The organism is Leuconostoc palmae (genome assembly GCF_019656075.1).
Lineage (GTDB): Bacteria > Bacillota > Bacilli > Lactobacillales > Lactobacillaceae > Leuconostoc > Leuconostoc palmae.
The window spans coordinates 46,267-72,613 of record NZ_BPKZ01000006.1; the positions used below are offsets into that span (position 1 = coordinate 46,267).

The following is a 26,347-nucleotide window of genomic DNA, read 5'->3' on the forward strand; positions in this document are numbered from 1 at the left end:
TAAAAACGAAGCATTCTTTTCTGTTTTCTGTTAAATTTAAATTGTAAACGAACTTAAAATAATTTTTAAATAAAAATTAAATGAAAAAGCGAACTATGGAGGGTATTATGCCGCAAGTTGCCGTGGTAATGGGTTCAACCAGTGATTGGTCATCAATGAAGAAAACAACAGATGTTTTAAATCAACTGAATATTGCTTATGAAACACATATTATTTCAGCGCACCGTATGCCAAAACAATTACAGACATTTGGTGAAAACGCTCAAAAAAATGGACTAAAAGTAATTATCGCTGGTGCAGGAGGCGCGGCACATTTGCCGGGAATGTTGGCTGCAAATACTTTAGTGCCAGTGATTGGTGTACCTATGCAGTCTCGTGCTTTAAATGGATTAGATTCATTGCTATCTATTGTACAAATGCCAGCTGGTATACCCGTAGCTACAGTGGCAATAGGAGATGCCGGTTCAAAGAATGCGGCTTTGTTAGCTGCACAAATTTTAGCTACCAATAATCAAACTGTTTTAGATAGCTTGATAACTTACCGACAGAATCAAACGCAACAGTCAATAGATAGTGAGGCCGACTTATTATGACACAAATTATTTTACCACCGGCCACAATAGGTATCATTGGTGGTGGACAGTTAGGCCAAATGATGGCGTTATCTGCTAAGTCTATGGGATATAAGGTTGGTGTATTAGATCCCACGTTAGATTCGCCAGCAGGGCAAGTTGCTGATTTTCAAGTGGTAGCACCATATGATGATGATGAAAGTCTTAATAAACTTTCAAGTCAAAGTGATGTCTTAACTTATGAATTTGAAAACGTGGATGTTGATTCCCTTTTAAAGCAAACTGTTGCATTGCCACAAGGAACAAAATTACTTGATATTACAAGTAATCGTATTACTGAAAAAACGTTTATCAGAGATGAAGCAAAAGTACCAGTTGCTCAATTTATAGAAGTTAACAATGTTTCTGAATTTGAAGTAGCAACGAATCAAATCAAACTTCCTGCTATTTTAAAAACTGTCAGTGGTGGTTATGATGGGCACGGACAATGGTCTCTTGACAGCGAAGCAGATATTGAAAAATTAAAAACAAATTTTCCAACTGGCACATTAATTTTGGAGCAACGAGTTAATTTTGAGAAAGAGTTAAGTATTATGGTTGCACGTGATGCAATGGGTCGTATTACACTGTGGCCAATATCCGAAAATGTTCATGTTAACCATATTTTAAAAACAAGCTTCGTTTCCGGAACTATTGATGAAAAACATGTCGAAACTATTAATAATATCGCTTCACGAATTGCTGAAACAATTAAACTAAGAGGTGTTTTAGGTATTGAATTATTTGTTAATGGCAGTGAAGTATGGGTAAACGAATTAGCACCACGTCCACATAATTCAGGACATTATTCTATTGAAGCAACAAACATATCACAATTTGAGGGGCATATTAGAAGTATTGTTGGTTTGCCAATTCCAGATATTGAGTTAATTGCACCAACTTTGATGCTAAATCTGTTAGGTGATGAAATTGAACAAGCACGTGAAGATTTCATAAACCATCCGGAGTGGCATTTTCATGATTATGGAAAGCATGCAGTTAAGGCTAACCGTAAAATGGGACATATCACAGTTCTTGGAGATGAAAATATTGCAAAATTACGTAAATGGGGAGAAGGACATGGACAGCGTGGAATTTAATGATAAGACTGTTTCAAAATCAACACTAAAATATACTGGTAAAGCAAAGCAGGTTTTTCTGACAGACAATCCTGATATACTTTGGGTACATTACTTAGATCAAGCAACAGCATTAAATGGCAAGGTGAAAGAAAATATCGCTGGCAAGGGGAAGTTGAATAGTGAGATTAGCCATCTATTATTCAACTATTTAACAAAGCACAATGTAGAAAATCATTATCTAAGATCAATATCGCAAACAGATGAATTAGTAACAGCACTTGATATTTTACCAATTGAAGTTGTTACACGAAATTACGCGTCAGGGCATTTTGTTAGCAAATTTGGTGTAGAACCGATGAAGAAACTGGCACCTATAGTTCAAGAATTTTATTATAAATCAGATGAATTAGACGATCCTTTCATGAATGATTTACAAATAGTTGCACTAGCGTTTGCCACAGAAAATGACCTTAATCAATTACGAGAACAATCAAAAATAATTAATCAACTATTAACGGCACTTTTTTCTAAGGCAGGAATACAATTAGTAGATTTCAAGTTAGAATTTGGTCGAACGACTCAAGGAAATATTATTTTAGCAGACGAATTATCACCGGACAATATGAGATTAGTAGATATGAAAACAGGTAAGTCTTTAGATAAAGATGTTTTCCGTCAACATACTGGTGACGTTACTGTGGGTTATCATGAAGTATTAACTAGACTACAACAGCTTTAATAAGGAGAAAATTATGTATTTAGCAAAAATTTATGTCACATACAAACCATCAATTTTAGACCCTCAAGGTGAAGTGATCAAATCAGCGTTAAAGCGTATGGATTATGCTGACATTCAACAAGTTGCTCAAGGTAAGTATTTTGAGGTTAAACTAAATGCGAAAGATGTTGATACTGCATCATCTGAAGTAAAAAGTTTTACAGAAGCTTTATTAATTAATCAGAACACAGAAACCTATCGTTTTGATTTAAGTTTAGTCGAAGATGAGGTTGAAGCATGAAAGCAGCGGTAATTAGTTTTCCTGGCTCAAATTGTGATTTTGATATGCTTTATGCTTTAAAAGATTTTGGAATAGATGTACAAATTGTTTTCGCAAAAGAAAATAATTTAGATGAATTTGATGCTATTTTCTTGCCTGGTGGTTTTTCTTATGGTGATTACTTGAGAACAGGCGCAATTGCAAGGTTTTCTCCTATAATGAGCGCCGTGACAAAAGCTGCTAACGAAGGAAAATTGATTGTTGGTGTATGTAACGGATTTCAAATTCTTACAGAAGCTGGATTGTTACCTGGCCAGTTGTTAGTCAATAAAAATCCTGGTTTTATCTGCGAAGAAGTACCGCTAAAAGTAGTCAATAACAATACCAATTTTTCAAACGCTTATTCACTAAATGAAACAATTATGATTCCAATAGCTCATGGTGAAGGGAACTACTTTGCTGACGATGAAGTTTTGACTGAGTTAGAAAACAATCATCAAGTTGTCTTTCGATATGGTAACAATCCGAATGGGTCACTCAATGATATAGCAGGTATTATGAATGAAAAAGGCAATGTTTTTGGTATGATGCCACATCCTGAACGTGCTGTTGAAAAAGTAACTGGAAATATTGATGGACAAAACTTTTTTAAAAGCATTTTATCAGGTATTTTAAATCAAGCCTAAACTTAAATAAAATAATTTACAGATACGCTATGAAAGGCATTAATAGTATGACAACAATCGCAGAAAATGAGTTAACCCCTGAACAAGTTCGTGATTCAAAGATTTATACACAGTGGGGTCTAACAGAAGTTGAATATGAATTAATTGTTAAAACACTAAAGCGATTACCAAATTTTACTGAAACAGGTATTTTTTCTGGTATGTGGTCCGAGCATGTATCTTATAAAAAATCTAAACCTATTTTAAAAAAATTTTGGTCGACAAACGAGCGAGTTTTACAAGGACCTGGAGAAGGGGCGGGCATTTTAGACATTGGCGATGGACAAGCAGTTGTTTTCAAAGCTGAAAGTCATAATCATCCGAGTTTTGTAGAACCATACGAAGGTGCTGCAACAGGTGTTGGTGGCATATTACGTGATATTTTTTCTATGGGTGCCCAGCCTATTGCTGTTTTAGATTCTTTGCGATTTGGAGAATTAGATGATCCCCATACAAGACATATAGTTGATGGGGTAATAGCCGGCATAGCAGGATATGGAAATGCTATTGGAATTCCAACGGTTGGTGGTGAAATTAGTTTTGATTCTGTCTATTCAGGTAATCCATTGGTCAACGTAATGGCTGTTGGTCTAATCGATCAAGCCGCTATGCAAGTTGGACAAGCAAGAGGTGTTGGTAATTCAATCATTTACGTGGGTGCTAAGACAGGACGTGATGGTATTAACGGTGCATCGTTTGCATCAGCAGAATTTTCAACTGACCATGAATCAGACCGCTCAGCTGTTCAAGTCGGGGACCCATTTTTGGAAAAGTTAGTTATGGATGCTACGCTTAAGGCTGTACGTGAACATTCAGATATTATTGTCGGAATTCAGGACATGGGTGCTGCAGGATTATTATCTTCAAGTTCCGAAATGGCTGCTAAGGCAGGTATGGGAATTACGCTGAACTTAAATTTGGTACCCCAAAGAGAATTGCATATGACGCCGTACGAATTGATGCTCTCTGAGTCTCAAGAACGCATGTTACTAGTTGTTAAACGTGATGAAGAACAAGCAATCATTGATTTGTTTAAAGAGGCTGATTTAGATGCAGTGGTTATTGGTGAAGTGACAGATAATGGACGTTATATTTTAGAATTTGATAAAGGTATTGTTGCTGATTTACCAATTGATTTCTTAACGCATGCCCCTAAGCAAGATTTACCTATGACAAAACCAGAACGCATGTCAACATTTAATGATACGCAATATGAACCCGATATTGCTGATTTAAAGGCTACCATTTTAGCAATCATGTCTCAACAAACGATTGCATCAAAAGCATCGCTATTTCGTCATTTCGATTCAATGGTTCGTGCTGATACGGTTATAAAACCTGGTGGTGATGCCAGCCTTGTGCGTGTAAGAGGAACAAAAAAGGCATTGGCGATGACAACAGATGTAAATGCGCGTTACTTATACCTTAATCCTTTTGTTGGCGCAAAAATGGCTGTAGCGGAAGCTGCACGTAATATTGTATCAACTGGTGCATTACCTATTGGCATTACTGATGGATTAAACTTTGGATCTCCAGATAATCCAGAGGTCTATTATGAGTTAGATCAATCAGTTGCTGGTATTAATGTTGTAGCTCAGCAATTAAATACACCTGTCATTTCTGGTAATGTTTCTTTGTATAATGAAACAGACGGTCAAGCAATTTATCCAACACCCATGATTGGTATGGTTGGACTGTTGGATGATGTGAACCAAGCAATGACCATTGGTTTTAAAAATCCTGGTGACATTATCTATCTTATTGGTAAAACTGAAGATAGCTTTAATGGTTCTGAAATTCAAAAAATGCAGACTGGCAAGATTGATGGTCAATTATTTGATTTTGATGATGAGGCAGAATTAGTTGCTCAAAAATTGGTTCGCTCAGCAATTCATAAAGAATTAATTAATAGTGCACATGATTTGTCTGAAGGTGGACTCATTGTTGGACTACTTGAAAGTAGTTTCCAAAATACACTTGGATTTGATATTGATACGCAACAGGATGCTAAATATCTATTTTCAGAGACACCAAGTCGGTTTGTTGTGAGTGTTTCTCCCGAATTGTCAGATGAGTTTGAAAGCATAGCATCAGGATATGCTACTAAGTTGGGACATGTGACACATTCGGATGAGATCTCAATAAAGACAAGTACGCAAAATGTACATTTATCACTTGTTGAAACAGTAAAAGTTTATCAGGAGAGTATCTCATGCCAATTGAAAGATTAGAGCAAAGTAATAGTGCCTATCATGTATCAATGTCTGAAAGAGCACAAGGTAACGATAAAAGTTTGAACGAAGAATGTGGCATTTTTGGTGTTTGGGGACGGGAGGATGCCGCACAAATTACCTATTACGGCTTACACGCATTACAACACAGAGGTCAAGAAGGTGCAGGAATTGTTTCTAATAATAATGGTCATCTATGGCAAGAGCGAGGCCTTGGACTTTTAAGTGATGTTTTTCGTGATCCGGATCGTATTAGTTCACTGTCTGGTACAAGTGCGATTGGACATGTACGCTATGCAACTGCTGGCTCTCATGGTATTGAGAATATTCAGCCATTAATGGTTAATTTTCATGATATGCAAATTTCATTAGCTCATAATGGTAATTTAACTAATGCTATGACTTTACGTCGAAATTTAGAAAAACAAGGTGCAATATTTCAAAGTTCATCTGACTCTGAAATATTATTACATCTTATTCGACGTTCTAAAGCAGAGGCATTTGTAGATAAGCTAAAAGAGTCTTTGAATACAGTTAAAGGCGGTTTTGCTTATTTATTGCTCACACCACATGGATTATATGCTGCTTTGGATCCTCATGCTTTTCGACCTTTTGTTGTTGGTCAAATGGCCGAAGGAAATTACGTTGTTACTTCTGAGACTGCTGCGTTAGATGTTATTGGCGCTAGATTTGTACGTGATGTTCAACCTGGGGAACTTTTAATTATTAATAATGACGGTTTGACTATTGATAAATATACGGACAAAACAGCTTTAAATATTGATTCTATGGAATATATTTATTTTGCGAGACCAGATTCAAATATTTATGGGGTAAATGTTCACAAAGCTCGTAAACGTATGGGAGAAGCCGTAGCTATTGAACAGCCTGTTAAAGAAGCAGATATAGTTGTTGGCGTACCAAATTCAAGTTTGTCAGCTGCTGCAGGATATGCAGAACAAGCTGGCATACCTAATGAAATGGGATTAGTGAAAAATCAATATATTGCTCGAACGTTTATAGAGCCAACACAAGATAAACGAGAAAGAGCTGTTAGAATGAAGCTCAGCGCTGTCAAGGATGTTGTTCGTGGGAAAAATGTTGTGTTAGTTGATGACTCTATTGTTAGAGGAACTACTTCAATGTATATTGTGCGTATGTTGAAAGAAGCTGGCGCTAAATCAGTTCATGTAAGAATTGCTAGTCCAATTTTTAAATTTCCATCTTTTTATGGTATTGATATGCAAACCACTGATGAACTAATGGGAGCTAACAATACAATAGAGGAAATGAGAGCCAAAATTGAAGCAGACTCACTTGGCTTTTTGTCAGTAGAGTCACTCGTCAAAGCAATTGATTTACCATATGATGGAGAAGGATCAGGTCTGACAACTGCTTATTTTGATGGACAATATCCTAGTCCTATTTATGATTACGAAAAAAGCTTAGCTAAATTTGTTGAAAAAGGGATGGTTAGTTATACAGAAGAACCATTGTCAACATATCATCCTAGACAAGTCGCTTCATTACGAAATGAAGAAGTCTTAGAAGATGGAACAATTCATTTAGATTCACAAACAATTCAAGGAGTTGAATTATGAATAATGGAAATGCTTATCAAGAAGCAGGTGTGGACATTAAAGCAGGAGAACAGGCTGTTGAATTAATGAAAGATGCAGTTGCTGAAACATATACACCTAACGTATTAGATGGCATTGGAGGATTCGGTGCTGCATATGCCCTTGGATCAGAATACCGAAATCCTGTTTTAGTTTCAGGAGCAGATGGTGTTGGCACAAAATTATTATTAGCGATAGCAGCTGATAAACATAATACAATTGGGCAAGATTTAGTAGCCATGGTTGCTAATGATATTTTGGCTCAAGGTGCTAAGCCAGCGTTTATGTTAGATTATTTAGCGGTTGATAAGATGCGTCCCAAAGTAGTTGCTGAGATTGTAACAGGTGTTGCTAAAGCTGCAAAATCATCAGGAATGGCTTTGATTGGTGGTGAAAGCGCTGAACTGCCAGGATTATATGCACCTAAGCATTATGATTTAGCAGCATTTGCTGTTGGTGTGGCAGAGAAAGATCAATTATTAAATCCTTCAAAAGCTTCAGTAGGAGATGTATTGATTGGCCTTCCTTCATCTGGGATTCATTCTAATGGTTATTCATTAGTAAGACATGTATTAGGTATTAAAACTGATCAAGATTTTTTAAACTTATCTTCTGATGAGCAAGATATATTATTAAAGCCAACTGAGTTATATGCTGAAACAGTATGGCCACTTGTTTCAAAAAAATTGATAAAATCAATGGCTCATATTACTGGTGGTGGTATTACGGAAAATTTACCAAGAGCTTTTTCTGAAGAACTATCCGCAGAAATTAATTGGGGAAGCTGGCCGATATTGCCAATTTTCAATAAACTTCAATCTCAAGGAAATTTGTCAACAGAAGATATGTTGTTGACGTTTAATAATGGATTGGGGATGATTCTAATTGTCGAATCTAAACATCAAGAAGAAGTGTTGTCTTTGTTATCAGACTATCAACAGGATGCTTTTGTTATTGGTAATTTGACATCGCGTAAACAAAGCGGTGTTGTTTTCAAAGGAGCATCACCATGGTAAAACCAATAAAGTTAGCGGTTTTTGCTTCTGGTACAGGTACTAATTTTCAAGCTTTGCATGATGCTATTTTACAAAGACAACTGAATGCGAAAATTGTACGATTAATTGTTGATAAGTCGAGTGCTGGGGCGCTTAATTTGGCTAAAGTATTTGGGGTTCCAGCAACATTTGTGAAATATTCAGATTATTTGACGAAATCAGAAGCAGAACAAGTTATTTTAGAACAATTAACTGACGACAAAGTTGATGGTATTTTGTTAGCAGGATATATGCGAATTTTGACACCTAAATTAATAGATGCCTATGCAGGTAAAATTATTAATTTGCACCCAGCCATGCTACCAAAATTTCCAGGTAGACATAGTATTTTAGATGCTTATGAGGCAGGTGTTTTGGAGACTGGGGTGACAGTTCATTTTGTAAATAATGGCATTGATACCGGTGAAATTATTGCCCAAGAATCTGTACCGCGTTATCCAGAAGATACATTGCATGATTTAGAAACAAGAATTCACCATGTTGAACATGTTTTGTATCCAAATACATTAGAACAATTAATTAATGAAGGAGTATTTTTAAAATGAAGCGTGCATTACTTAGTGTTTCCGACAAGACGGGTCTTATACCATTTGCTCAAAGTTTAGTGAATTTGGGCTTTGAATTAGTATCAACTGGTGGAACACATCGCGTTTTGAGCGAGGCAGGTCTTGATGTAATCGCAATTGACGATGTTACTGATTTTCCAGAAATGTTAGATGGTCGAGTTAAGACCTTGCATCCTCGTGTTCATGCTGGTTTATTAGCTCGACGTGACTTGCCTGAGCATATGGAAAAGTTGTCAGAGTTTAAAATTATACCTATTGATATGGTTGTTGTCAATTTATATCCGTTTAAATCTACCATTCAAAAAGAAGGTGTTTCTGAAGCCGAGGCGATTGAAAATATTGATATTGGTGGACCATCTATGTTACGTTCAGCGGCTAAAAATTTTGCTGGCGTTTTGCCAATTGTGGATCCCACAGATTATGATGTTGTCATTAATAAATTACAAAATGGCGAAGTAGATGCAGAATATCGTAAGGTATTAGCTGCTAAAGTTTTCCAACACACAGCTGCTTATGATGCATTAATTGCTGACTATTTGACACTATCTGAATTTCCAAACAACTTGACATTACCATATGAAAAATTTGATGATATGCGTTATGGTGAAAATCCACATCAAAAGGCTGCAGCTTATAAAACAGCTTTGCCAGAAGCTTATTCTGTTTTAAATGCTGATATTTTACATGGCAAACAGTTATCGTACAATAATATTCGTGATGCAGATGCTGCTATGCGCATTATTGCTGAATTTGAAGAAACAACGGTTGTTACTGTAAAGCACATGAACCCAGCTGGTATTGGTCAAGGGGCAACTTTGGAGGAAGCTTGGGATAAAGCTTTTGCTGCAGATGATGTGTCAATATTTGGTGGCATTGTGGCCTTGAATCGAGAGGTTGATGCAGCGACTGCTGAAAAAATGCATGCTATCTTCTTGGAAATTATTATTGCACCCAGCTTTACACCAGAAGCTTTTGAAATTTTGTCAGCAAAGAAAAACCTACGCTTGTTGACAGTACCATTTACAACTGTTGTACCACAAAAGTTGGAAGTCACCTCAGTATTAGGTGGCGTAGTGGTTCAAGAGCGTGATTTATATACTGAATCCGAGGCTAACTTTGAAGTTGTATCAAAAGTTCAACCTACTTCTGAGCAATTAAGAGCTATGATTTTTGCACAGAAAGTTGTAAAACATGTAAAATCTAACGCAATTATTGTTGCACGTGATGGACAAACGTTAGGAATGGGTGCTGGGCAGCCAAATCGTATTGATTCAGTTGTCTATTCAATTCAAAAAGCGTCAACAAAAACCGGTTTTGATCAAGCAGTGTTGGCTTCAGATGCGTTTTTCCCTATGGATGACTCCGTTCAATATGCTGCTGAGCATGGTATAAAAGCCATTGTTGAACCAGGTGGTTCAATTAAGGATAAGGATTCTATCGCAAAGGCAGACGAGCTTGGAATTGTGCTTGTATTTTCAGGAACACGTCATTTTAAGCACTAAAAAATTGATAAAAAAAGCACCTATTAAATGGGGGCTTTTTTTTGTGATATACTTTGGAAAAGGAATAGATATGAGACGAACAATACCAATTGAATTAACAAATATGATTATGATTGAAAATCCAGAAACAAAAGAAATTTTAGTTGAGGATCGCAAAAATCCTGCTTGGTCTGGTGTGACATTTCCAGGTGGACATGTTGAATCGGGCGAAACTATAGTCGATAGCGCTATTCGTGAAGCCCATGAAGAAACAGGGTTAAATATTATAAAGCCAAGATTGGTTGGCATTAAAGAGTGGCAGTTGCAAAATGAGGGTCATTATATTGTTTTTTTGTTTAAAACAATTAACTATACAGGCGAGTTACAAAACGGGCGTGAAGGCAAAGTGTTTTGGACAAACCGAGACAATTTGAAAGACCTAAAAACAGCACCAACATTTCTAGAAATGTTACCAGTTTTTGATCAACCAGAAATCAGTGAACTTTTTTTGGCAGACGCGTTAAATGGGGATCCAAAATTAAGTTGGCTATAATCATATGTTTTTTATAGCGTGTCATAATGTACTATCATTAATTAAAAAAACGAACATTTTTTTAATTTTTTAAGCAAAAGATAATTTATATGCGAACACAAGTTGGATTATTTTTGATAAACTAAGAGTGTAGTACGATATAAACTGAACAATTAGAGGATATTATGAAAAAAGTATTGGTTATTGGATCTGGTGCACGTGAACATGCTTTAGCTCAAGCATTCTTACGTAGTAAACAAGTAGAAAGAGTTATTGTGTCACCTGGAAATGATGGAATGACAGATGATGGTATTCAGATTGAATCTGTGCCAGTGACAGATCTAGAAAGATTGCGTGATTTAGCATTAACACAAGCAGTGGATTTAACATTTGTGGGTAATGAAGAGCCTTTGACGCTTGGCATTGTTGATGTCTTCCAAAAAGTAGGCTTAAGTATTTTTGGTCCAAGTCGAGCTGCGGCTCAGTTAGAGGGATCAAAATCATTCACCAAGAATATTCTAGAGAAATATAATATTCCAACGGCCCAATCAGTTACAGTAACTTCGTTATCTGCAGCATCAAAAGCAGTTGATACATTAGGGTTACCGGTTGTGTTTAAGTTAGACGGATTAGCATTAGGTAAAGGAGTAACTATTGTTAATGATAAAACTCAAGTATCTGACTATTTGTCTGAATTATACACACGAGATTCTCATGCTAAACTAGTCGTTGAGTCTTACTTAGATGGTGTTGAATTTTCAATTTTCTCGCTTGTTGGTCATAATGGTGTGGTTACTCATGCGCCAATAGCACAGGATCATAAGCGTCGTTTTGATCACGATAAGGGGCCTAATACTGGTGGAATGGGCGCATATAGTCCAGTTCGTTGGATTAGTGATGAAACACAGGACAGAGCTATTTCAGAATTGGTTATGCCAACTATAAAAGCAATGTCAGAAGAAGGAACACCATTTACTGGCGTCTTGTACACAGGTGTTATGTTGACTAAAGATGGGCCTAAAGTCATAGAGTTTAATGTACGATTTGGTGATCCAGAAGCACAAGTTGTACTGCCGCAATATATGGGTGATTTCTATGAACTTATTGATAAGTTACATCAAGGTAAGGATGTGACACCTTCATGGCAAAAAGACGATGTTTACGTTGGTGTTGTTTTAGCTGCAGAAGGTTATCCAGAATCACCAATTACTGGTGCGTTAGTACCAAAAGTAGAGGATGTCGCACCACTATTGATTAATTATGCAGGTGTAAAAAATGGAATGGCTAGTGGTGGCCGTGTGGCAACAGTGGTTGCTCATGGTCAAGATGCAACCACAGCACAGCAAAAAGTTTATGATAAAATTAAACAGTTAATTACTGATTTACAGTATAGGCAAGACATTGCGTATCAAGCAGTCCAACATGAAAATAAATAATTTGCTCCGTTCATAAAAATCATAATTAAGCGAGGAATTTAAACCATGCAAACAGATATAGACATTGCACAATCAGCGGAAATAATACCAATCACTGAAATTGCTAAATCTGCTGGATTACATCCTAATGAGATTGAGCCGTATGGCTATGATAAAGCTAAAATTAACTTGGATTCGTCAGTTGAACGTAAAAAAGAGTTAGGGAAATTAGTATTAGTGACCTCTATTAATCCCACACCTGCTGGCGAAGGGAAATCAACTGTGACGGTCGGTTTGGCAGATGCTCTTGCATTAGCTGGCAAAAAAACAATGATTGCTTTGCGTGAACCTTCTCTGGGTCCTGTTATGGGTATGAAAGGTGGAGCAACTGGTGGCGGCATGTCTCAAGTGATTCCAATGGCAGATATTAACTTACATTTTACTGGTGACTTTCATGCATTAACTGCAGCTCATGATACGTTAGCAGCAGTTTTAGATAATAGTCTGCAACAAGGTAACCCGCTAAATATTGATCCACGGCGTATCATTTGGAAGCGTGTATTAGATATCAATGATCGATCTTTGCGTCATATATCTATTGGTATGGGCGGGCCAACTTCTGGTGTACCAAGAGAAGATGGTTTTGATATAACAGTTGCTTCTGAGTTAATGGCAATATTAACTTTATCAAAAAATTTAATGGATTTGAAAAATCGTGTGTCGCGTATTGTGGTTGGATATACTTACGATAAGAAGCCGGTAACCGTTGCTGATTTAAATGTGGCTGGTGCATTAACGGTGCTTTTAAAAGATGCCATAAAACCTAATCTAGTTCAGACATTAGCTCATACGCCAGCTATTATTCATGGTGGTCCATTTGCTAACATTGCTCAGGGAACAAATTCAATTCTAGCAACTCGAACAGCCTTACAATTAGCTGATTATGCAGTGACAGAAAGTGGATTTGGTGCTGATTTAGGAGGAGAAAAATTTTTAGATGTTAAAGTTCCTTTGCTTGGCAAAACACCTGATGCAATAGTTGTTGTAGCAACAGTTCGTGCTTTAAAGCACCACGGTGGTGTTGGTCTAGATGAATTAAACACTGAAAACTTAGATGCTTTGTCTATAGGACTGGAAAATTTAGGACAGCATTTACAAGCTATGGGACGTTACGGTGTTCCGGTAGTAGTCGCAATTAACCGTTTTACTGCTGATACAGATGCTGAACTTTTATTGATAAAATCATACACCGAACAATTTGGCGCTTCCGCATATACCACAACAGTTTGGGCAGATGGTGGTTCGGGTGCAAAAGACTTAGCTAATGCAGTGATTGAAGTGGCCGACCAAGAAGCTGATTTTACACCATTGTACCAACCAGAAGATGAAGCAATTGATAAACTTAATGCAATTGTAAAAACAATCTATGGTGGCAGCGGTGTTGAGTTGTCCGATAAAGCGCAAAAGCAATTGGATGAATTTAAACTATTGGGCTGGGATAGATTACCAATTATTATGGCTAAAACACAGTATTCTTTCTCAGATGATCCTAAGAAATTAGGCGCGCCAAAAAATTTTGTGATTCATGTGCGTGAATTTGTACCAAAGTTGGGTGCTGGATTCTTGGTTGCGATGACTGGTTCAATTTTAACAATGCCAGGATTACCAAAACATCCTGCGGCATTAGATATTGACATAGATAGTCATGGTAAAATTACAGGATTGTTTTAGTATAAAATACTATGACCAATATATTTTTAATATAGTGTGGAGGGTGGTTTTCAATGGCTAATTTACAGGTTAACTATTATTCAGAAATTTTAGGCATGGATCGTATGATGCACGTTATTTTACCTGAGTTGTCGGATCATAATCCGCAATGGACTTTGGCTGACTTGCAAGATGTGCCTGTACTTTATTTATTACATGGAATGTCCGGAGATCAAGACGTTTGGACACGACGGACAAGCATTGAAAGGTTAGTTCGCCAAACATCAATTGCTATTATCATGCCATCTACTGATATGGCTTGGTATACGAATACACAATATGGTATGGCATATTTTGATGCGTTAGTAGACGAATTACCACAAAAAGTAGCAACACTATTTCCTCAATTATCCACTAGTCGTGAGAAAAATTTTGTTGCTGGACTATCTATGGGAGGGTATGGTGCCTTCAAGATGGCTTTTAGTGGTCAAAGATTCAGTTATGCGGCTTCTTTATCTGGGGCATTAATGGGAAATCCTAATTTTCCAGAACGTGAAACATGGAAAAGTGATGCCTATTGGCAAGGGGTTTTTGGAGATCTTAAAAATTTTGAAGGTTCTGATAATGATATCCTAACTCTGGCTAAAAAACAGGTAAGTAAAGAATGTTTAATACCTAAATTATATGCATGGATTGGCGAGCAAGATTATTTATTTAACAATAATCAAGAAGCAATTACTCAAATAAAAGCTTTGGGATATGACATACTTTTTGAAACGAGTTCAGGTGAACATGAGTGGTATTATTGGGATAAACAAATTGAACGGATATTAGAATGGTTGCCAATTAATTATCAACAAGAAAAAAGATTATCTTAAAATGAATAATCGATATTGTTTGTTTTTTATATTAATTAAAAATAAAAAAACAATTATTATATGTGTTTTATTTACAAAAAATTTATTTGTGTTTAAATGATAAGATAAATTATTAGGAGTAACAAAAAATGGAGAATAAATGGCTGCGTGCAGCATTGCCTGCTTTGTTAATTCATGGCAGTATCGGTACTGTCTATGCTTGGAGCGTTTTCAAACAAGGCATTGCAGATAACATTGGAACACCTGTAGTTAATGTCGAGTGGGCTTTTTCAATTGCTATTTTATTTTTAGGCCTATCTGCAGCAATTTTAGGTAATTTTGTAGAACAAAACATAAAAAAATCTGCATTATTAGCAACATTATTTTTTGTGGTTGGTATGTTTGGAACAGGTATTAGTATTCAACGGAAGTCATTGATTGGTATTTATATATTTTATGGCGTGATCATGGGTATTGGCTTGGGAATAGGTTATTTGACACCTGTAAAAAATTTAATGTTATGGTTTAAAGAGAATAAAGGATTAGGAACAGGATTAGCAGTAGCGGGTTTCGGATTATCAAAGATGATTTTTTCACCTATAATGATAAATTTGCAACAAAAATTTGGTTTATGGCAGATGTTTATTATTTTAAGTATAGTCTTTGCTTTGATGATGGTAATAGGGGCCAGTTTAATTCAGAAACCTGCTGATTGGAAAGAAATCCCTTTAAAAAATCACTTTAATCCTTTATCCTTATTTCAGAATAAAAATTTTGTCGGTATTTGGTTAATGTTTTATTTGAACATTACAGCAGGATTGGCTATCATTTCTCAGGAAAAAGATATTTTGACCAGTTTAAAATCTTCTAGTGGTTCGGTTATATTTTCAGTGACTGCCATTGCTACTATTGTTAGTATCGATGCCTTTTTTAATGCAGCTGGAAGAATTGGATTTGCTAGTATTTCAGATCGTTTAAAAGATCGTAATACAATTTACCAAGTTATTTTTTTGATTTCAACTATTATGGCATTATTATCTTATTGCTTACCAGAAAATAACTTTTTTGTATCGTTTGTTGTGGTAGTAACTTTTTTCTTCATTAATAGCGGTTATGGTGGTGGATTTTCTGCTTTGCCGCCTTTGTTAGCAGATCGATTTGGCATGCGAGCAATTTCAAAAATCCATGGAGCAGCTTTGACAGCATGGGCAGTAGCCGGCTTATCAGGGAATCAATTGGCGAGTTATATTGTTCACGTTTTGCATATGCCTTATAAAAATGTATATATTGCAATTGCATTTTTATATTTAATAGCGTTTATAATTTCTAAAGTTGTTGTAAAACCTAATCAAACAGTTATAAATTAAAACGTTTACATTCTTAACGTTCGTATTGTATTTCAAAAAATGGGTTATTGTTCGTTAATAACGAATAATGATTTTTGTTTGTGAGACAATACTAATAAAATAACGAACGCATTATCTGATTTAACTGGTACAATTATATTAGAAATCAGATTATATTAATAAGTAGAGGAAACATAATAATGATAGAACGCTATTCTCGAGAAATACTTCGTGATATTTGGTCAATGAAAAATCAATATCAAACATGGCTAGATGTTGAAATAGCAGTTGATGCCGGCTGGGTTGAAGCTGGTCATATTCCAGCTGAAGATCTTAAAAAAATTCGTGAAAACGCTACTTTTGATGTTGATCGCATTGCGGAAATTGAACTATCAACGCGACATGACGTGGTTGCTTTTACACGTAATGTTTCGGAATCGCTTGGCGAAGAGCGTAAGTGGATTCATTATGGTTTAACTTCTACTGATGTTGTTGATACAGCACAAGCTATAAGATTGCGTCAGGCAAACAATGTTATTAAAAAAGATTTACAAGAATGGCAAGAATCAATTAAAGTATTAGCCTTACAATATAAAGATACTGTAATGATGGGTCGTACACATGGGGTTCATGCGGAACCAACAACATTTGGCCTTAAGATGGCAAGATTTTATGCTTCTGCTACACGTGCTATTGAGCGTTTTAATCGTGTATCAGCTGAAGTAGAGACAGGTAAGTTATCAGGAGCAGTAGGTACATTTGCTAATGTACCACCGTATGTTGAAGCAGTGGCAATGAAAGAATTAGGATTAACGCCACAACCAATAGGATCACAGGTTCTACCACGAGATTTACACGCTGATTATATTCAAACAATTGCCCTTATTGGTACACAAATGGAAGAATTGGCAACAGAAATTCGTTCACTACAACGTTCAGAGATTCATGAAGTTGAAGAAGGATTTGCAAAAGGTCAAAAGGGGTCTTCTGCTATGCCACACAAACGGAATCCAATTGGTGATGAAAATATTACTGGCTTGGCACGTGTGTTGAGAGGATATGCTGTTACATCCTTAGAAAATGTTACATTATGGCACGAACGTGATATTTCTCATTCTTCTGCAGAACGTATTATTTTAGCAGACGCTACTGCTACACTCGATTATATGCTTACACGTCAAACAAGCATTATTAATAATCTAGGTGTATTTCCCGAAACAATGCGTCAAAATATGGATCGTACTTATGGTTTGATATACTCACAACGTTTGTTACTGAGTTTGATTGATGCTGGTCTCTCTCGAGAAAAAGCTTATGATACTGTTCAACCTTTGACAGCCCGGTCATGGGATGAAAGATTAATGTTCCGAGATTTAGTCGATGCTGACAAAACAATTACTTCAAATCTAACAAAAGAACAGATTGATGATGCATTTGATTATCGCTACCATTTGAGACATGTTGATGAAATTTTTAAGAGAGTAGGGCTGAAATGAGATCATTGATTAATCATCCGGCTATAAAAAGTGTGTTAGCAACTGAAACAGACATACAGGCACAAGTTCAACGAGTTGCTAATCAACTAACTGAGAAGTTTGATGGTAAAAAAAAGCGTCCAGTATTCATTGCAGTATTGAAAGGTGGCGTTATTTTTGCGACGGACTTGCTAAGAAAAATGTCAGTAGATGTGGATTTTGACTTTATTGATGTCAAAAGTTATTCTGGTGATTCTTCTACTGGGCAAGTAAAAGTAGTTCATGATGTTAGTATGGATTTAACTGATCGAGATGTAGTTATTGTTGATGAAATAATTGATTCAGGCAGAACAATGCAATGGCTAGAAAATTATTTTGAATTAAAAGGTGCAGCCAGTGTAACAACTGTGGCTTTAGCAGACAAAAAATCAGCAAGAGTTGTACCATTTGAAGTTGATTATTTTGGTCTCGAAGTACCAGATAAGTTTCTTGTTGGATATGGCATGGATTACAATAATTTCTTTAGAAATTTACCAGTTATTGCAATTGTTGATTTTGATAAAATAGATTTAATTAAGTAAAAAAAAGCAATCTAACTAAGATTGCTTTTTTGTTGCGAAATAAAGTTACTCAAATTATCTGAATACAATCTTTCAGTTTGCTGAAGATCGTGTTTGTTTTTAGCACCAAGTAAAGTGTAGAGTAGTGGTAAACTGGCTTGCCATGCTTCTAATTCTTCAATAAGCAATGTCTGATTTGATGACATTAACTTATTTAAAATGTAGCCTGCACTGGATACCAAATCAGCACCTAACATAAGACTAGTTACAACGTCATTGACAGATTTTATGCCACCTGTTGCTATTAACGGTAAGTGGTTATTTGCAATGTGAGAAGAAATTAAAGTCTCTACTGTAGATAAACCAAAATTATCAATATTAATAGTAGATTGATGACGTAGTCTTCGGCGTTCAATGACTGCAAAATTTGTGCCATTTGCACCACCAATATTTATAGCTGCTGGTTGTAACTTGTTAAGAATTTTAATGGTTGACTGACTCATCCCAAATCCAACTTCTTTAATAATGACTGGAACAGGAGACTTTGCGATAACATCTGCAATATTATCAAGCCAATAGAATTCACGATCACCTTCAGCCATTACTAACTCTTGAGCAACATTGACGTGAAGTTCAATAGCATTTGCATCAATCATGTCAATAGCCGCACGAACATTTTTAATTGGATGATCTGCACCTAAATTAGCAAACAGAAAACCATCAGGATTATTTTTTCTTACTATTTTAAAACTCTCAACTAAGTCTGGTTCTTTTAAAGCAATTGATTGAGAGCCTACAGCCATTGCAATGTTTGTTGTTTTTGCAACTGAAGCTAGTTGCCCATTAATTTTACCTGTTAATTCAGAACCACCAGTCATAGCTTCAATATAGAATGGCCACATAAATTGATGATTAAATAGTGTTGTCTTGGTGTCAACGTCTCTAACAGCCATTTCTGGAAATGTTTTTGGTATCCATCGAACATCTTCAAATGTTGCACCAACATTGATATTTTGGTCTTGGCGCCACAAATTAGTACCAAGTGACAAATGCTCATCTTTACGATGAGTTTGAGTGGATTTAGTCATATACTATCCTCGTTTCTGTTGAGAAAGTACAAGTTGATGTGATACTATCTGTCGTGAATGCCATAATTTCTCAAGGGAATCATATTGTTTTGATTCAAGAACTACAAACCCGTTATCACCAAAACCTGCACCGCTAATTTTACCTGGTAATTCATGTATGGTTGACAAAAAGAAATCCAACTTTGGGGTAATATATCCCAAAGGTAACTGATTCTTTAGCAAATTTTGGTTACATTCAAGACCAGTAGTAAGTGCCATATAGTCTTGTGCATTAATTGCCTTAATAATATTTTGAACAATGATTTTGCTTTCACAAATCATCTGCTTAGACATTGAAAAATTTTCTAAAGCGAACTTTGTATCAGCAGATTCAAGCGTTGCAGCTAGGATAATTCGCCATTTTTCAGGCCAAACTAAGGATGTAATAGACAAGTTTGGCCAATTTTTGTCAACTAGTTCAGGGTTTAGCCAATCATTTTTAGAGTGATTTTGTTTAAATAAATTGGGACTTTGGTAAGCAATAACACCACCATAAGTAATTGCAGCAATGTCACCTAAAGAACCATTTTTTTGGACATGTAGATGAGCTAGTCCTGCTAATTTAAATCGTTTCATTAATGAAAGTTTTAAGTCAAAATGGTGATTCAAAGCTTCAATAATACCAACAACTACTGCAGCAGAAGATCCTAATCCAATTTTACCCGATTCACTATTCATATTACTAACAATTTTAATACTGACAGGATGATTTAATTCTAGGTCATGTAAAGTTGCATAATAATATAGCATTTGAATTGCAGATTCGACATATCGCCATTCATCATTTAGTTTGAAATTAAGATTATTAAGATCAAAATGTAATGGACGCTTAATGACGTTTGACGTTACAACTGATGATTGCCCTTGTGCATGCTGAATAGTTATGGACAGACCAATGTCAGTTGTTGCGATGATTGCAGTATTACCGGGATTTGTAATTGCATATTCACCAGCTAAAAATAGTTTTCCTGGAATAAATAATTTAGTCATATGAAATACCTGGTCCACTGGTTGCAATCTTGACACTGATATCAGGCATGGTTATGTTTAATTCCTTGATGATTTGTTGAGCAGATTCAAGATGAGTAATAATCTTAACATTTGGGCCTGCATCTAAAGTTGCGAAAGCTAGAATACCTTGCTTTCGTAAACGTCTGACCAATGCTAAAACTTGTTGTGTTTCACTAGTAAAATATGTAAATGGTTGTCTTTTAGCAGTTAGATTTAGAGCATGCATTGATAAAGCATTTGCTTCAGCTATGGCGCCTATTTTTTCTATATCAACATTTTCAATCGCACGTTTCATATCAATAAGTTGATCAGCACTGTTTTTAACCCATGTACCATAGTTAGGAGAAGTCATTGCTCGATTCATGCCTTCTGTTGAGCCTATTTTTTTAGCACTACTCGATATTTCAGCAACAACGAGGGCAATTGGTAAATTGGCTGGTGCATTTAAACTTTCTGCAAAGGATGATTGATCATCAATGCCTTCGTGCCAAATTGCAAAATGATCATAAAAGGATCTAGACGCTGATCCAGAGCCACGCCTAGCTAACCGAGAAAGTTGAGATAATGAGAGATCAGCGCCAATATCTTTAGTCACAGCGGCTGTTAGAGATGCAAATGCAGAAGCAGAAGAAGCAAGCCCTGCACTTGTGGGTACGTGATTGTGAGAATTAACAGTCAAAGCTGGAAAATCACCCAAATTTTCTCTTAAAATATTCAAAAAATGGTGGATACGTCTTGAATCAGCTGGTGTATCATTGATAATTAATTGGTCCGTTTCACCAGATTGTGTAACAGATGTTTTAGTATAAAATTCGTTTAAAGTTAATGAAATTGATGATGTTGTTGGTAAATTAAATAGGGTATCTTTTTTACCCCAATATTTAATGAAGGCAATGTTGGTATGTGCAGTAGCAGTTGATGTCATAAGTTTACTTTCTGTATTTAGATAATATAATGATATCATATTTTTTTTCAATGACCTAGATGAGTAGTCATTAATATACTAATCAAATATATGTTATGATTGTTGTACTCATTATTTTAAAATTATGAAATTAATTGTGGCATTTTGATTTAAAAAAAGAGGAACTAAATATGAAGAATAGAGAACGGTTGTCAGGGTATCACCAGTTGTTTTCCAAAAATCGCTTTATTACCATATTGTTAACTGTGTTATTGTTTCTACTAATCATTTTTTTGGGTTGGCAGGTTAGGTTCGTATTTGAACCGGTACGGGCGCTATTTACGGCAGTTGGCGCTCCAATTTTAATTGCAGGCGTGCTTTATTATTTACTTAGTCCATTAGTTAATCTTATGAGTAAATATACACGGTTGCCAAGAAAGTGGTCAATTGCTTTTATATTGGTGATTTTGTTAGCCATTATTGCTGGGTTCTTGACTACTGTAGTCATCATTTTGCGTGATCAGGTAGTTACTTTTATTAACCATTGGCCAGAATACTGGCGAACAAGTGAAGCTTTAATTAATGAAACATTTAAATCTGAGCAATTTAAAGCGGTACGTGATTATTTGAATCACACGAATACAGATATTAATCAAAATGTTGTTGAATGGAGTAAAAAGTATCTGACTAGTGGTGTAGCGGGAATCGGAACATTTGCGTCAACATTAACTTCAGTAGGTGTAACGGCAGTTTCAACGCCGTTCATTTTGTACTATATGCTTCTTGATGGTCATAAATTTTCTCATTTTATTTCGGAAAAATTTCCGCCTAAAACACAAAATTCTATTGCAGATTTATTAAAAGATATTAGTAGGCAAATTGCACAGTATATACGTGGCCAGTTAGGTGTAGCGTTTTCAGTTATGGTTATGTTTGGCATTGGCTACACTCTCATTGGATTACCTTATGGTATATTATTGGCAATGATGGCTGGCTTTTTTAACATGATCCCTTATGTCGGGTCGATTTTAGCACAAGTTCCTGTGTTTACGGTTGCTCTTATTGCTGGGGGACCAAAATTAGTTATTTTAGCTATTATTGTACTAGTTATTGAGCAACCAATTGAAGGACATGTTATCGCACCAAAAATATTAGGGGATGCATTGGATATTCATCCTGTTACTGTTATAGTTGTATTATTGAGCAGTGGTCATATTTTTGGCGTGTTAGGTGTTATATTAGCTGTGCCAACGTATGCTGTAATTAAAGTTATTGTTACTAGAATATATACTTGGTGGCGCCACAGTTCAGGATTATTTAAAGAAGAATTGGAAGATATTTTATAATGACAAATCATATTGTTTTATTTGAACCATTAATGCCTGCAAATACGGGTAATATTGCACGAACAACAGCTGGTACAAATGCAGTACTCCATTTAATTGAACCACTTGGATTTGAGCTAGATGATAAGCACGTCAAAAGAGCCGGGCTTGATTATTGGGATCATGTTCAGTTAGTTAAGCATGATAGTTTGCCAGAGTTTTTGGAAACACTAAATGACAAAGATCATCTATACTTAGTTTCAAAATTTGCGAATATGGATTATACACAACCAGCGTATGCTGATAACACAGGAGACCATTATTTCTTGTTTGGAAAAGAAACAACTGGATTACCAGAAATCTTTATGCGACAACATCCTGAAAAAGCAATTCGTATTCCTCAAAATGATAGTAACATTAGGTCTCTCAACTTATCGAACACAGTTGCTGTTGTACTTTATGAAGCATTGCGACAACAAAATTTTCCTAATTTAGATACAGTTCATACTTATGAACAAGATAAGTTAAAATAACCTCTTGACGACCGTCGCGAAAATTGGTATTATATTATAGTTGTCTGATAGATATTTAGACATCACTGACCATGGCTCGTTGGTCAAGTGGCTAAGACGCTGCCCTTTCACGGCGGAATCGAGAGTTCGATTCTCTCACGAGCTATATCAAGTCGCAACTTCGGTTGCGGCTTTTTATATTTCATATTAATTCTGGGAACATGCGTTTGTTTTGTTTTCATGATAAAATGAAGTGTTAAGGAATGATTGAAACAAAGGATGATAACAATTGGCAACTCGTAAAACAACACAAAGAAGGCGTAGAACGACATCAAAAAATAATAAAGTAGGGTCAGCAATTACTAAAAATGTTGTTATTTTATTAGCAACAATTTTAGGTGTATTGGGTATTTTTAAACTGGGATTGCTCGGTATCTATAGTGCCAATGTTTTTCGATTTTTATTGGGTGATTTGTATTGGTTGGGTTTGGTGCCAGTTACTTTTACTTTGGGATACTACTTTGTCTTGAAAAAATTTTATAGAGTAGCTAATCATTTTGCGATTGGGGCAGTAATGGTTTCGTTATCATTGACTGTTATTTCATCATTACTTTTTTTTAGTTATGATTTGAAAAACGCTAATGGCTATTCGAATGAAATCGTTAAAATAATTCTTCAAGATTTTGCCAATAAATCAGCAAATACACCTTTAGGTGGTGGTATTGTAGGAGCGTTATTATACCAAGTATCATTTACGTTATTATCTAATGTTGGGACTTGGTTAGTAGCCATTATTTTATTTTTTGGCGGTATTATTATCTTCTTTAGAATACCAGCAAGAGATTTAACCCAAAAAGGAATTGAAAAAGCGCAAGAAAGCGTAGCTTATGTACAAACTCAAAGAGAAAATAGACCACCTAAAAAACCTTTATTTCAAAGAAAAAATAAAAAAAGTATTACCGATTATGGTGAAGATCCATTGGGACTTCACTCGGTAAATAATAATCCAACTGATTATCAAGATGATTTAGTGCATACAAATAAAATAATACCAACTGAAAACAAAGACTTTAGTGAACCGGAAATTAAGTGGCAGGGACCTATATCCGAAAATAGTAGCCCGTCAAACGATGTTGACATTATTAAAAAAGATGATAAATTACCTGAAGAAATGCCAGATGTTACGTTAACAACTGGACAAGAAATAATTGATAATCCAGATTATCAATTGCCTTCATCAGATCTGTTAACTCAAATTCCGCCAACTGATCAAACAAATGAATTTAAAAGCTTAAATGAAAAGTCTAGGTTGGTACATGACACATTATCTAGTTTTGGTGTAGAGGCAGAAGTAACTAGTGTGTCCTTAGGACCAACTGTTACGCAATATGAACTTAAACCTGGTCAAGGTGTTAAAGTCAATCGAATTGCCAACTTAGCAGATGATTTGGCCCTTGCCTTAGCAGCTAAATCAATTCGAATAGAGGCACCAATCCCAGGTAAACCATATGTTGGAATTGAAGTACCTAATGATAATCAGGCAGTTGTTGGCTTTCGTGATATGATTGAGCACACACCAAAAGATGATAATCATTTGCTTACGGTACCGTTAGGACGTGATGTGACCGGCAACATTATTACGGCAAATTTAGCAGATATGCCACATTTATTGATTGCTGGATCAACTGGATCAGGTAAATCTGTAGGTTTAAACGGTATCATTATTTCGCTATTACTCAAGGCAAAACCAAATGAATTAAAGCTAATGATGGTTGATCCAAAAGTAGTTGAATTGTCAATCTACAATGGTATTCCTCATCTGTTAACACCTGTGGTTTCAGACCCTAGAAAAGCAGCCAAGTCATTACAAAAAGTAGTTGATGAGATGGAAAATAGATATAAACTATTGGCCCAATTTGGTAAACGTAATATTGGGGAATATAATGCTGCTGTCGAAAATCAAAATAGGCATGCTCACGAAAACGATGATGCCATAATGCAGAAAATGCCATATATTGTGGCTATTGTTGATGAATTCGCTGATTTAATGAGCACGGTAGGGTCGGAGATAGAAGTATCGATTGCTCGATTAGGTGCAAAAGCACGTGCTGCTGGTATACACATGATATTAGCAACACAACGTCCTGATGTTAAAGTCATAAACGGAACCATAAAGAGTAACATACCAGGTAGAATTGCTTTCAGAACAGCTTCTGGAATTGATTCGAGAACAATACTAGATTCAAATGGTGCTGAGAAATTACTTGGAAAAGGTGATATGATTTTTGCGCCTCCTGGTAAACCTAATCAAAGAATACAAGGGGCATTTATTAGTAATGACGATGTTACTAATGTGGTTGAATATGTTAAAGCACAGCAGGAAGCCCAATATTCAGAAAGTATGATTGTAACAGACGAAGAATTATCTCAAGATACTAGCGAAAATAGTGGGCAAGGAAACAGTGAAGATGAGTTATTTCAGGATGCACTACAGTATATTATAGAACAACAAAAAGCATCAACTTCATTGTTACAAAGGCGTTTTCGCATAGGCTATAACCGCGCTGCTAGATTAATTGATGATCTAGAATCAGGAGGCTATATCGGGCCAGCTGATGGATCACGTCCTAGACGTGTCAATATAGCGGATGGCAGATCTGGTAATGAAAATTTAGAAGATAATTAAAAAGAACACCTTTATGGTGTTCTTTTTAATTAAATAATGGTTTGATTTGTTGCTTAAATGTACCATCAGGATCAATTACATATTGTACATATTCTTGCCAATATAGGTCTGATAGCAAACCAGGCTTTAAAATTTCATCAGGAATAAGAGCTTGGGGAATACCACCATTTTTAGACAGTGGACCATCGTATAACTTTGAAAAGTCTGCTAACTTTTTTTCAATAATTAGCGCTTGTGGTCCAAACCAATTGTATGGTTCGCGATGTATCTTTGCGTCATCAGTTGTGAACAAACCTTTTTGTTCGGGAATTTTAAAAGGATGTACGAGTGATACAAGTGTTAAATTATTTTTTTCATCAACATAGACAATACAACCAGCCATCTCAGAAGGTAGGTGATTTGTCTGATGCTTTTCTGTTGCCAAAAGTAATAAACCTGTGGCAGGAAATTGAATAGTAGTGTGTTGGCCAATTAAAATAGAGATGAGTTGTTCTGCTGAAATACTTATTGTTTGCATAA

The 26,347-nt window shown here is 35.8% G+C and carries 24 protein-coding genes and 1 tRNA gene; 21 read left to right on the forward strand and 4 right to left on the reverse strand.

The features are described 5' to 3' along the window. Positions 1 to 107 precede the first annotated feature (107 nt). The 17 genes from purE (at position 108) to hpt (ending at position 18,284) form a co-directional block, all read left to right on the forward strand. Positions 108 to 593, forward strand: coding sequence for a 5-(carboxyamino)imidazole ribonucleotide mutase (purE, locus tag K5Q12_RS04395; RefSeq protein ID WP_220742503.1), 486 nt, complete (start codon positions 108 to 110; stop codon positions 591 to 593). Further along, a complete protein-coding gene (gene purK / locus K5Q12_RS04400) occupies positions 590 to 1,711 on the forward strand; it encodes a 5-(carboxyamino)imidazole ribonucleotide synthase (protein ID WP_220742504.1) in 1,122 nt (373 codons plus the stop codon). Before purE ends, purK begins: the two co-directional genes overlap by 4 nt. Next, complete coding sequence (locus tag K5Q12_RS04405) at positions 1,692 to 2,432, forward strand: phosphoribosylaminoimidazolesuccinocarboxamide synthase (RefSeq protein ID WP_220742557.1); 741 nt, start codon at positions 1,692 to 1,694, stop codon at positions 2,430 to 2,432. The genes purK and K5Q12_RS04405 overlap by 20 nt, the downstream gene beginning before the upstream one ends. A gap of 13 nt (positions 2,433 to 2,445) precedes the next feature. Continuing rightward, on the forward strand, positions 2,446 to 2,712 hold the full coding sequence (gene purS, locus K5Q12_RS04410; protein ID WP_220742505.1) for a phosphoribosylformylglycinamidine synthase subunit PurS: 267 nt from the start codon (positions 2,446 to 2,448) through the stop codon (positions 2,710 to 2,712). Continuing rightward, positions 2,709 to 3,377, forward strand: coding sequence for a phosphoribosylformylglycinamidine synthase subunit PurQ (gene purQ, locus K5Q12_RS04415; protein ID WP_220742506.1), 669 nt, complete (start codon positions 2,709 to 2,711; stop codon positions 3,375 to 3,377). The genes purS and purQ overlap by 4 nt, the downstream gene beginning before the upstream one ends. A 47-nt stretch (positions 3,378 to 3,424) precedes the next feature. Further along, positions 3,425 to 5,647, forward strand: a complete 2,223-nt coding sequence (purL, locus tag K5Q12_RS04420) for a phosphoribosylformylglycinamidine synthase subunit PurL (protein WP_220742507.1) — start codon at positions 3,425 to 3,427, stop codon at positions 5,645 to 5,647. Between the two features lie 29 nt (positions 5,648 to 5,676). After that, a complete protein-coding gene (purF, locus tag K5Q12_RS04425) occupies positions 5,677 to 7,248 on the forward strand; it encodes an amidophosphoribosyltransferase (RefSeq protein ID WP_281418945.1) in 1,572 nt (523 codons plus the stop codon). Continuing rightward, complete coding sequence (gene purM / locus K5Q12_RS04430; protein WP_220742509.1) at positions 7,245 to 8,282, forward strand: phosphoribosylformylglycinamidine cyclo-ligase; 1,038 nt, start codon at positions 7,245 to 7,247, stop codon at positions 8,280 to 8,282. The genes purF and purM overlap by 4 nt, the downstream gene beginning before the upstream one ends. Further along, positions 8,276 to 8,866 carry a phosphoribosylglycinamide formyltransferase gene (purN, locus tag K5Q12_RS04435; protein ID WP_220742510.1) on the forward strand — a complete coding sequence of 197 codons (591 nt, stop codon included), beginning with the start codon at positions 8,276 to 8,278 and terminating at the stop codon, positions 8,864 to 8,866. Before purM ends, purN begins: the two co-directional genes overlap by 7 nt. Further along, positions 8,863 to 10,389, forward strand: a complete 1,527-nt coding sequence (purH, locus tag K5Q12_RS04440; protein ID WP_220742511.1) for a bifunctional phosphoribosylaminoimidazolecarboxamide formyltransferase/IMP cyclohydrolase — start codon at positions 8,863 to 8,865, stop codon at positions 10,387 to 10,389. Before purN ends, purH begins: the two co-directional genes overlap by 4 nt. Positions 10,390 to 10,459: 70 nt before the next feature. Continuing rightward, the gene (locus tag K5Q12_RS04445; protein ID WP_220742512.1) at positions 10,460 to 10,921 is read left to right on the forward strand and encodes an 8-oxo-dGTP diphosphatase; all 462 of its coding nucleotides are present in this window, start codon (positions 10,460 to 10,462) and stop codon (positions 10,919 to 10,921) included. 164 nt (positions 10,922 to 11,085) lie between these two features. After that, the gene (gene purD / locus K5Q12_RS04450; RefSeq protein WP_220742513.1) at positions 11,086 to 12,336 is read left to right on the forward strand and encodes a phosphoribosylamine--glycine ligase; all 1,251 of its coding nucleotides are present in this window, start codon (positions 11,086 to 11,088) and stop codon (positions 12,334 to 12,336) included. Positions 12,337 to 12,381: 45 nt separating this feature from the next. Further along, on the forward strand, positions 12,382 to 14,046 hold the full coding sequence (locus tag K5Q12_RS04455) for a formate--tetrahydrofolate ligase (protein WP_220742514.1): 1,665 nt from the start codon (positions 12,382 to 12,384) through the stop codon (positions 14,044 to 14,046). Between the two features lie 53 nt (positions 14,047 to 14,099). Further along, a complete protein-coding gene (locus K5Q12_RS04460; RefSeq protein WP_220742515.1) occupies positions 14,100 to 14,903 on the forward strand; it encodes an alpha/beta hydrolase in 804 nt (267 codons plus the stop codon). Positions 14,904 to 15,031: 128 nt separating this feature from the next. Beyond that, positions 15,032 to 16,249 carry an OFA family MFS transporter gene (locus K5Q12_RS04465; protein ID WP_220742516.1) on the forward strand — a complete coding sequence of 406 codons (1,218 nt, stop codon included), beginning with the start codon at positions 15,032 to 15,034 and terminating at the stop codon, positions 16,247 to 16,249. A gap of 179 nt (positions 16,250 to 16,428) precedes the next feature. Continuing rightward, positions 16,429 to 17,724 (forward strand): adenylosuccinate lyase, encoded by a 1,296-nt coding sequence (gene purB / locus K5Q12_RS04470; RefSeq protein WP_220742517.1) that lies wholly within the window; start codon positions 16,429 to 16,431, stop codon positions 17,722 to 17,724. Next, positions 17,721 to 18,284, forward strand: coding sequence for a hypoxanthine phosphoribosyltransferase (hpt, locus tag K5Q12_RS04475; RefSeq protein WP_220742518.1), 564 nt, complete (start codon positions 17,721 to 17,723; stop codon positions 18,282 to 18,284). Before purB ends, hpt begins: the two co-directional genes overlap by 4 nt. Positions 18,285 to 18,295: 11 nt before the next feature. Here hpt and fni read toward each other — a convergent pair whose 3' ends face one another. Genes fni through mvaD form a run of 3 tightly spaced genes read right to left on the reverse strand, consistent with a single transcriptional unit; the run spans position 18,296 to position 21,326 of the window. Beyond that, positions 18,296 to 19,351 carry a type 2 isopentenyl-diphosphate Delta-isomerase gene (fni, locus tag K5Q12_RS04480; RefSeq protein ID WP_220742519.1) on the reverse strand — a complete coding sequence of 352 codons (1,056 nt, stop codon included), beginning with the start codon at positions 19,349 to 19,351 and terminating at the stop codon, positions 18,296 to 18,298. 3 nt (positions 19,352 to 19,354) lie between these two features. Further along, the gene (locus tag K5Q12_RS04485) at positions 19,355 to 20,380 is read right to left on the reverse strand and encodes a phosphomevalonate kinase (RefSeq protein WP_220742520.1); all 1,026 of its coding nucleotides are present in this window, start codon (positions 20,378 to 20,380) and stop codon (positions 19,355 to 19,357) included. Further along, entirely contained in the window at positions 20,373 to 21,326 is a 954-nt protein-coding gene (gene mvaD / locus K5Q12_RS04490; protein ID WP_220742558.1) for a diphosphomevalonate decarboxylase, read from the reverse strand. The genes K5Q12_RS04485 and mvaD overlap by 8 nt, the downstream gene beginning before the upstream one ends. Before the next feature lie 170 nt (positions 21,327 to 21,496). On the opposite strand from mvaD, the gene K5Q12_RS04495 reads away from it, so the two are divergent. The 4 genes from K5Q12_RS04495 (at position 21,497) to K5Q12_RS04510 (ending at position 25,828) form a co-directional block, all read left to right on the forward strand. Continuing rightward, on the forward strand, positions 21,497 to 22,651 hold the full coding sequence (locus tag K5Q12_RS04495; RefSeq protein ID WP_220742521.1) for an AI-2E family transporter: 1,155 nt from the start codon (positions 21,497 to 21,499) through the stop codon (positions 22,649 to 22,651). Continuing rightward, the gene (locus tag K5Q12_RS04500) at positions 22,651 to 23,163 is read left to right on the forward strand and encodes a tRNA (cytidine(34)-2'-O)-methyltransferase (protein WP_220742522.1); all 513 of its coding nucleotides are present in this window, start codon (positions 22,651 to 22,653) and stop codon (positions 23,161 to 23,163) included. The genes K5Q12_RS04495 and K5Q12_RS04500 overlap by 1 nt, the downstream gene beginning before the upstream one ends. A 73-nt stretch (positions 23,164 to 23,236) precedes the next feature. Continuing rightward, a tRNA-Glu gene (locus tag K5Q12_RS04505) sits at positions 23,237 to 23,308 on the forward strand. Positions 23,309 to 23,431: 123 nt separating this feature from the next. Continuing rightward, positions 23,432 to 25,828: an FtsK/SpoIIIE family DNA translocase gene (locus K5Q12_RS04510; protein ID WP_220742523.1), complete on the forward strand. Its 2,397-nt coding sequence runs from the start codon at positions 23,432 to 23,434 to the stop codon at positions 25,826 to 25,828. Positions 25,829 to 25,853: 25 nt separating this feature from the next. Here K5Q12_RS04510 and K5Q12_RS04515 read toward each other — a convergent pair whose 3' ends face one another. Beyond that, entirely contained in the window at positions 25,854 to 26,345 is a 492-nt protein-coding gene (locus K5Q12_RS04515) for a hypothetical protein (RefSeq protein ID WP_220742524.1), read from the reverse strand. Positions 26,346 to 26,347: the final 2 nt, after the last annotated feature.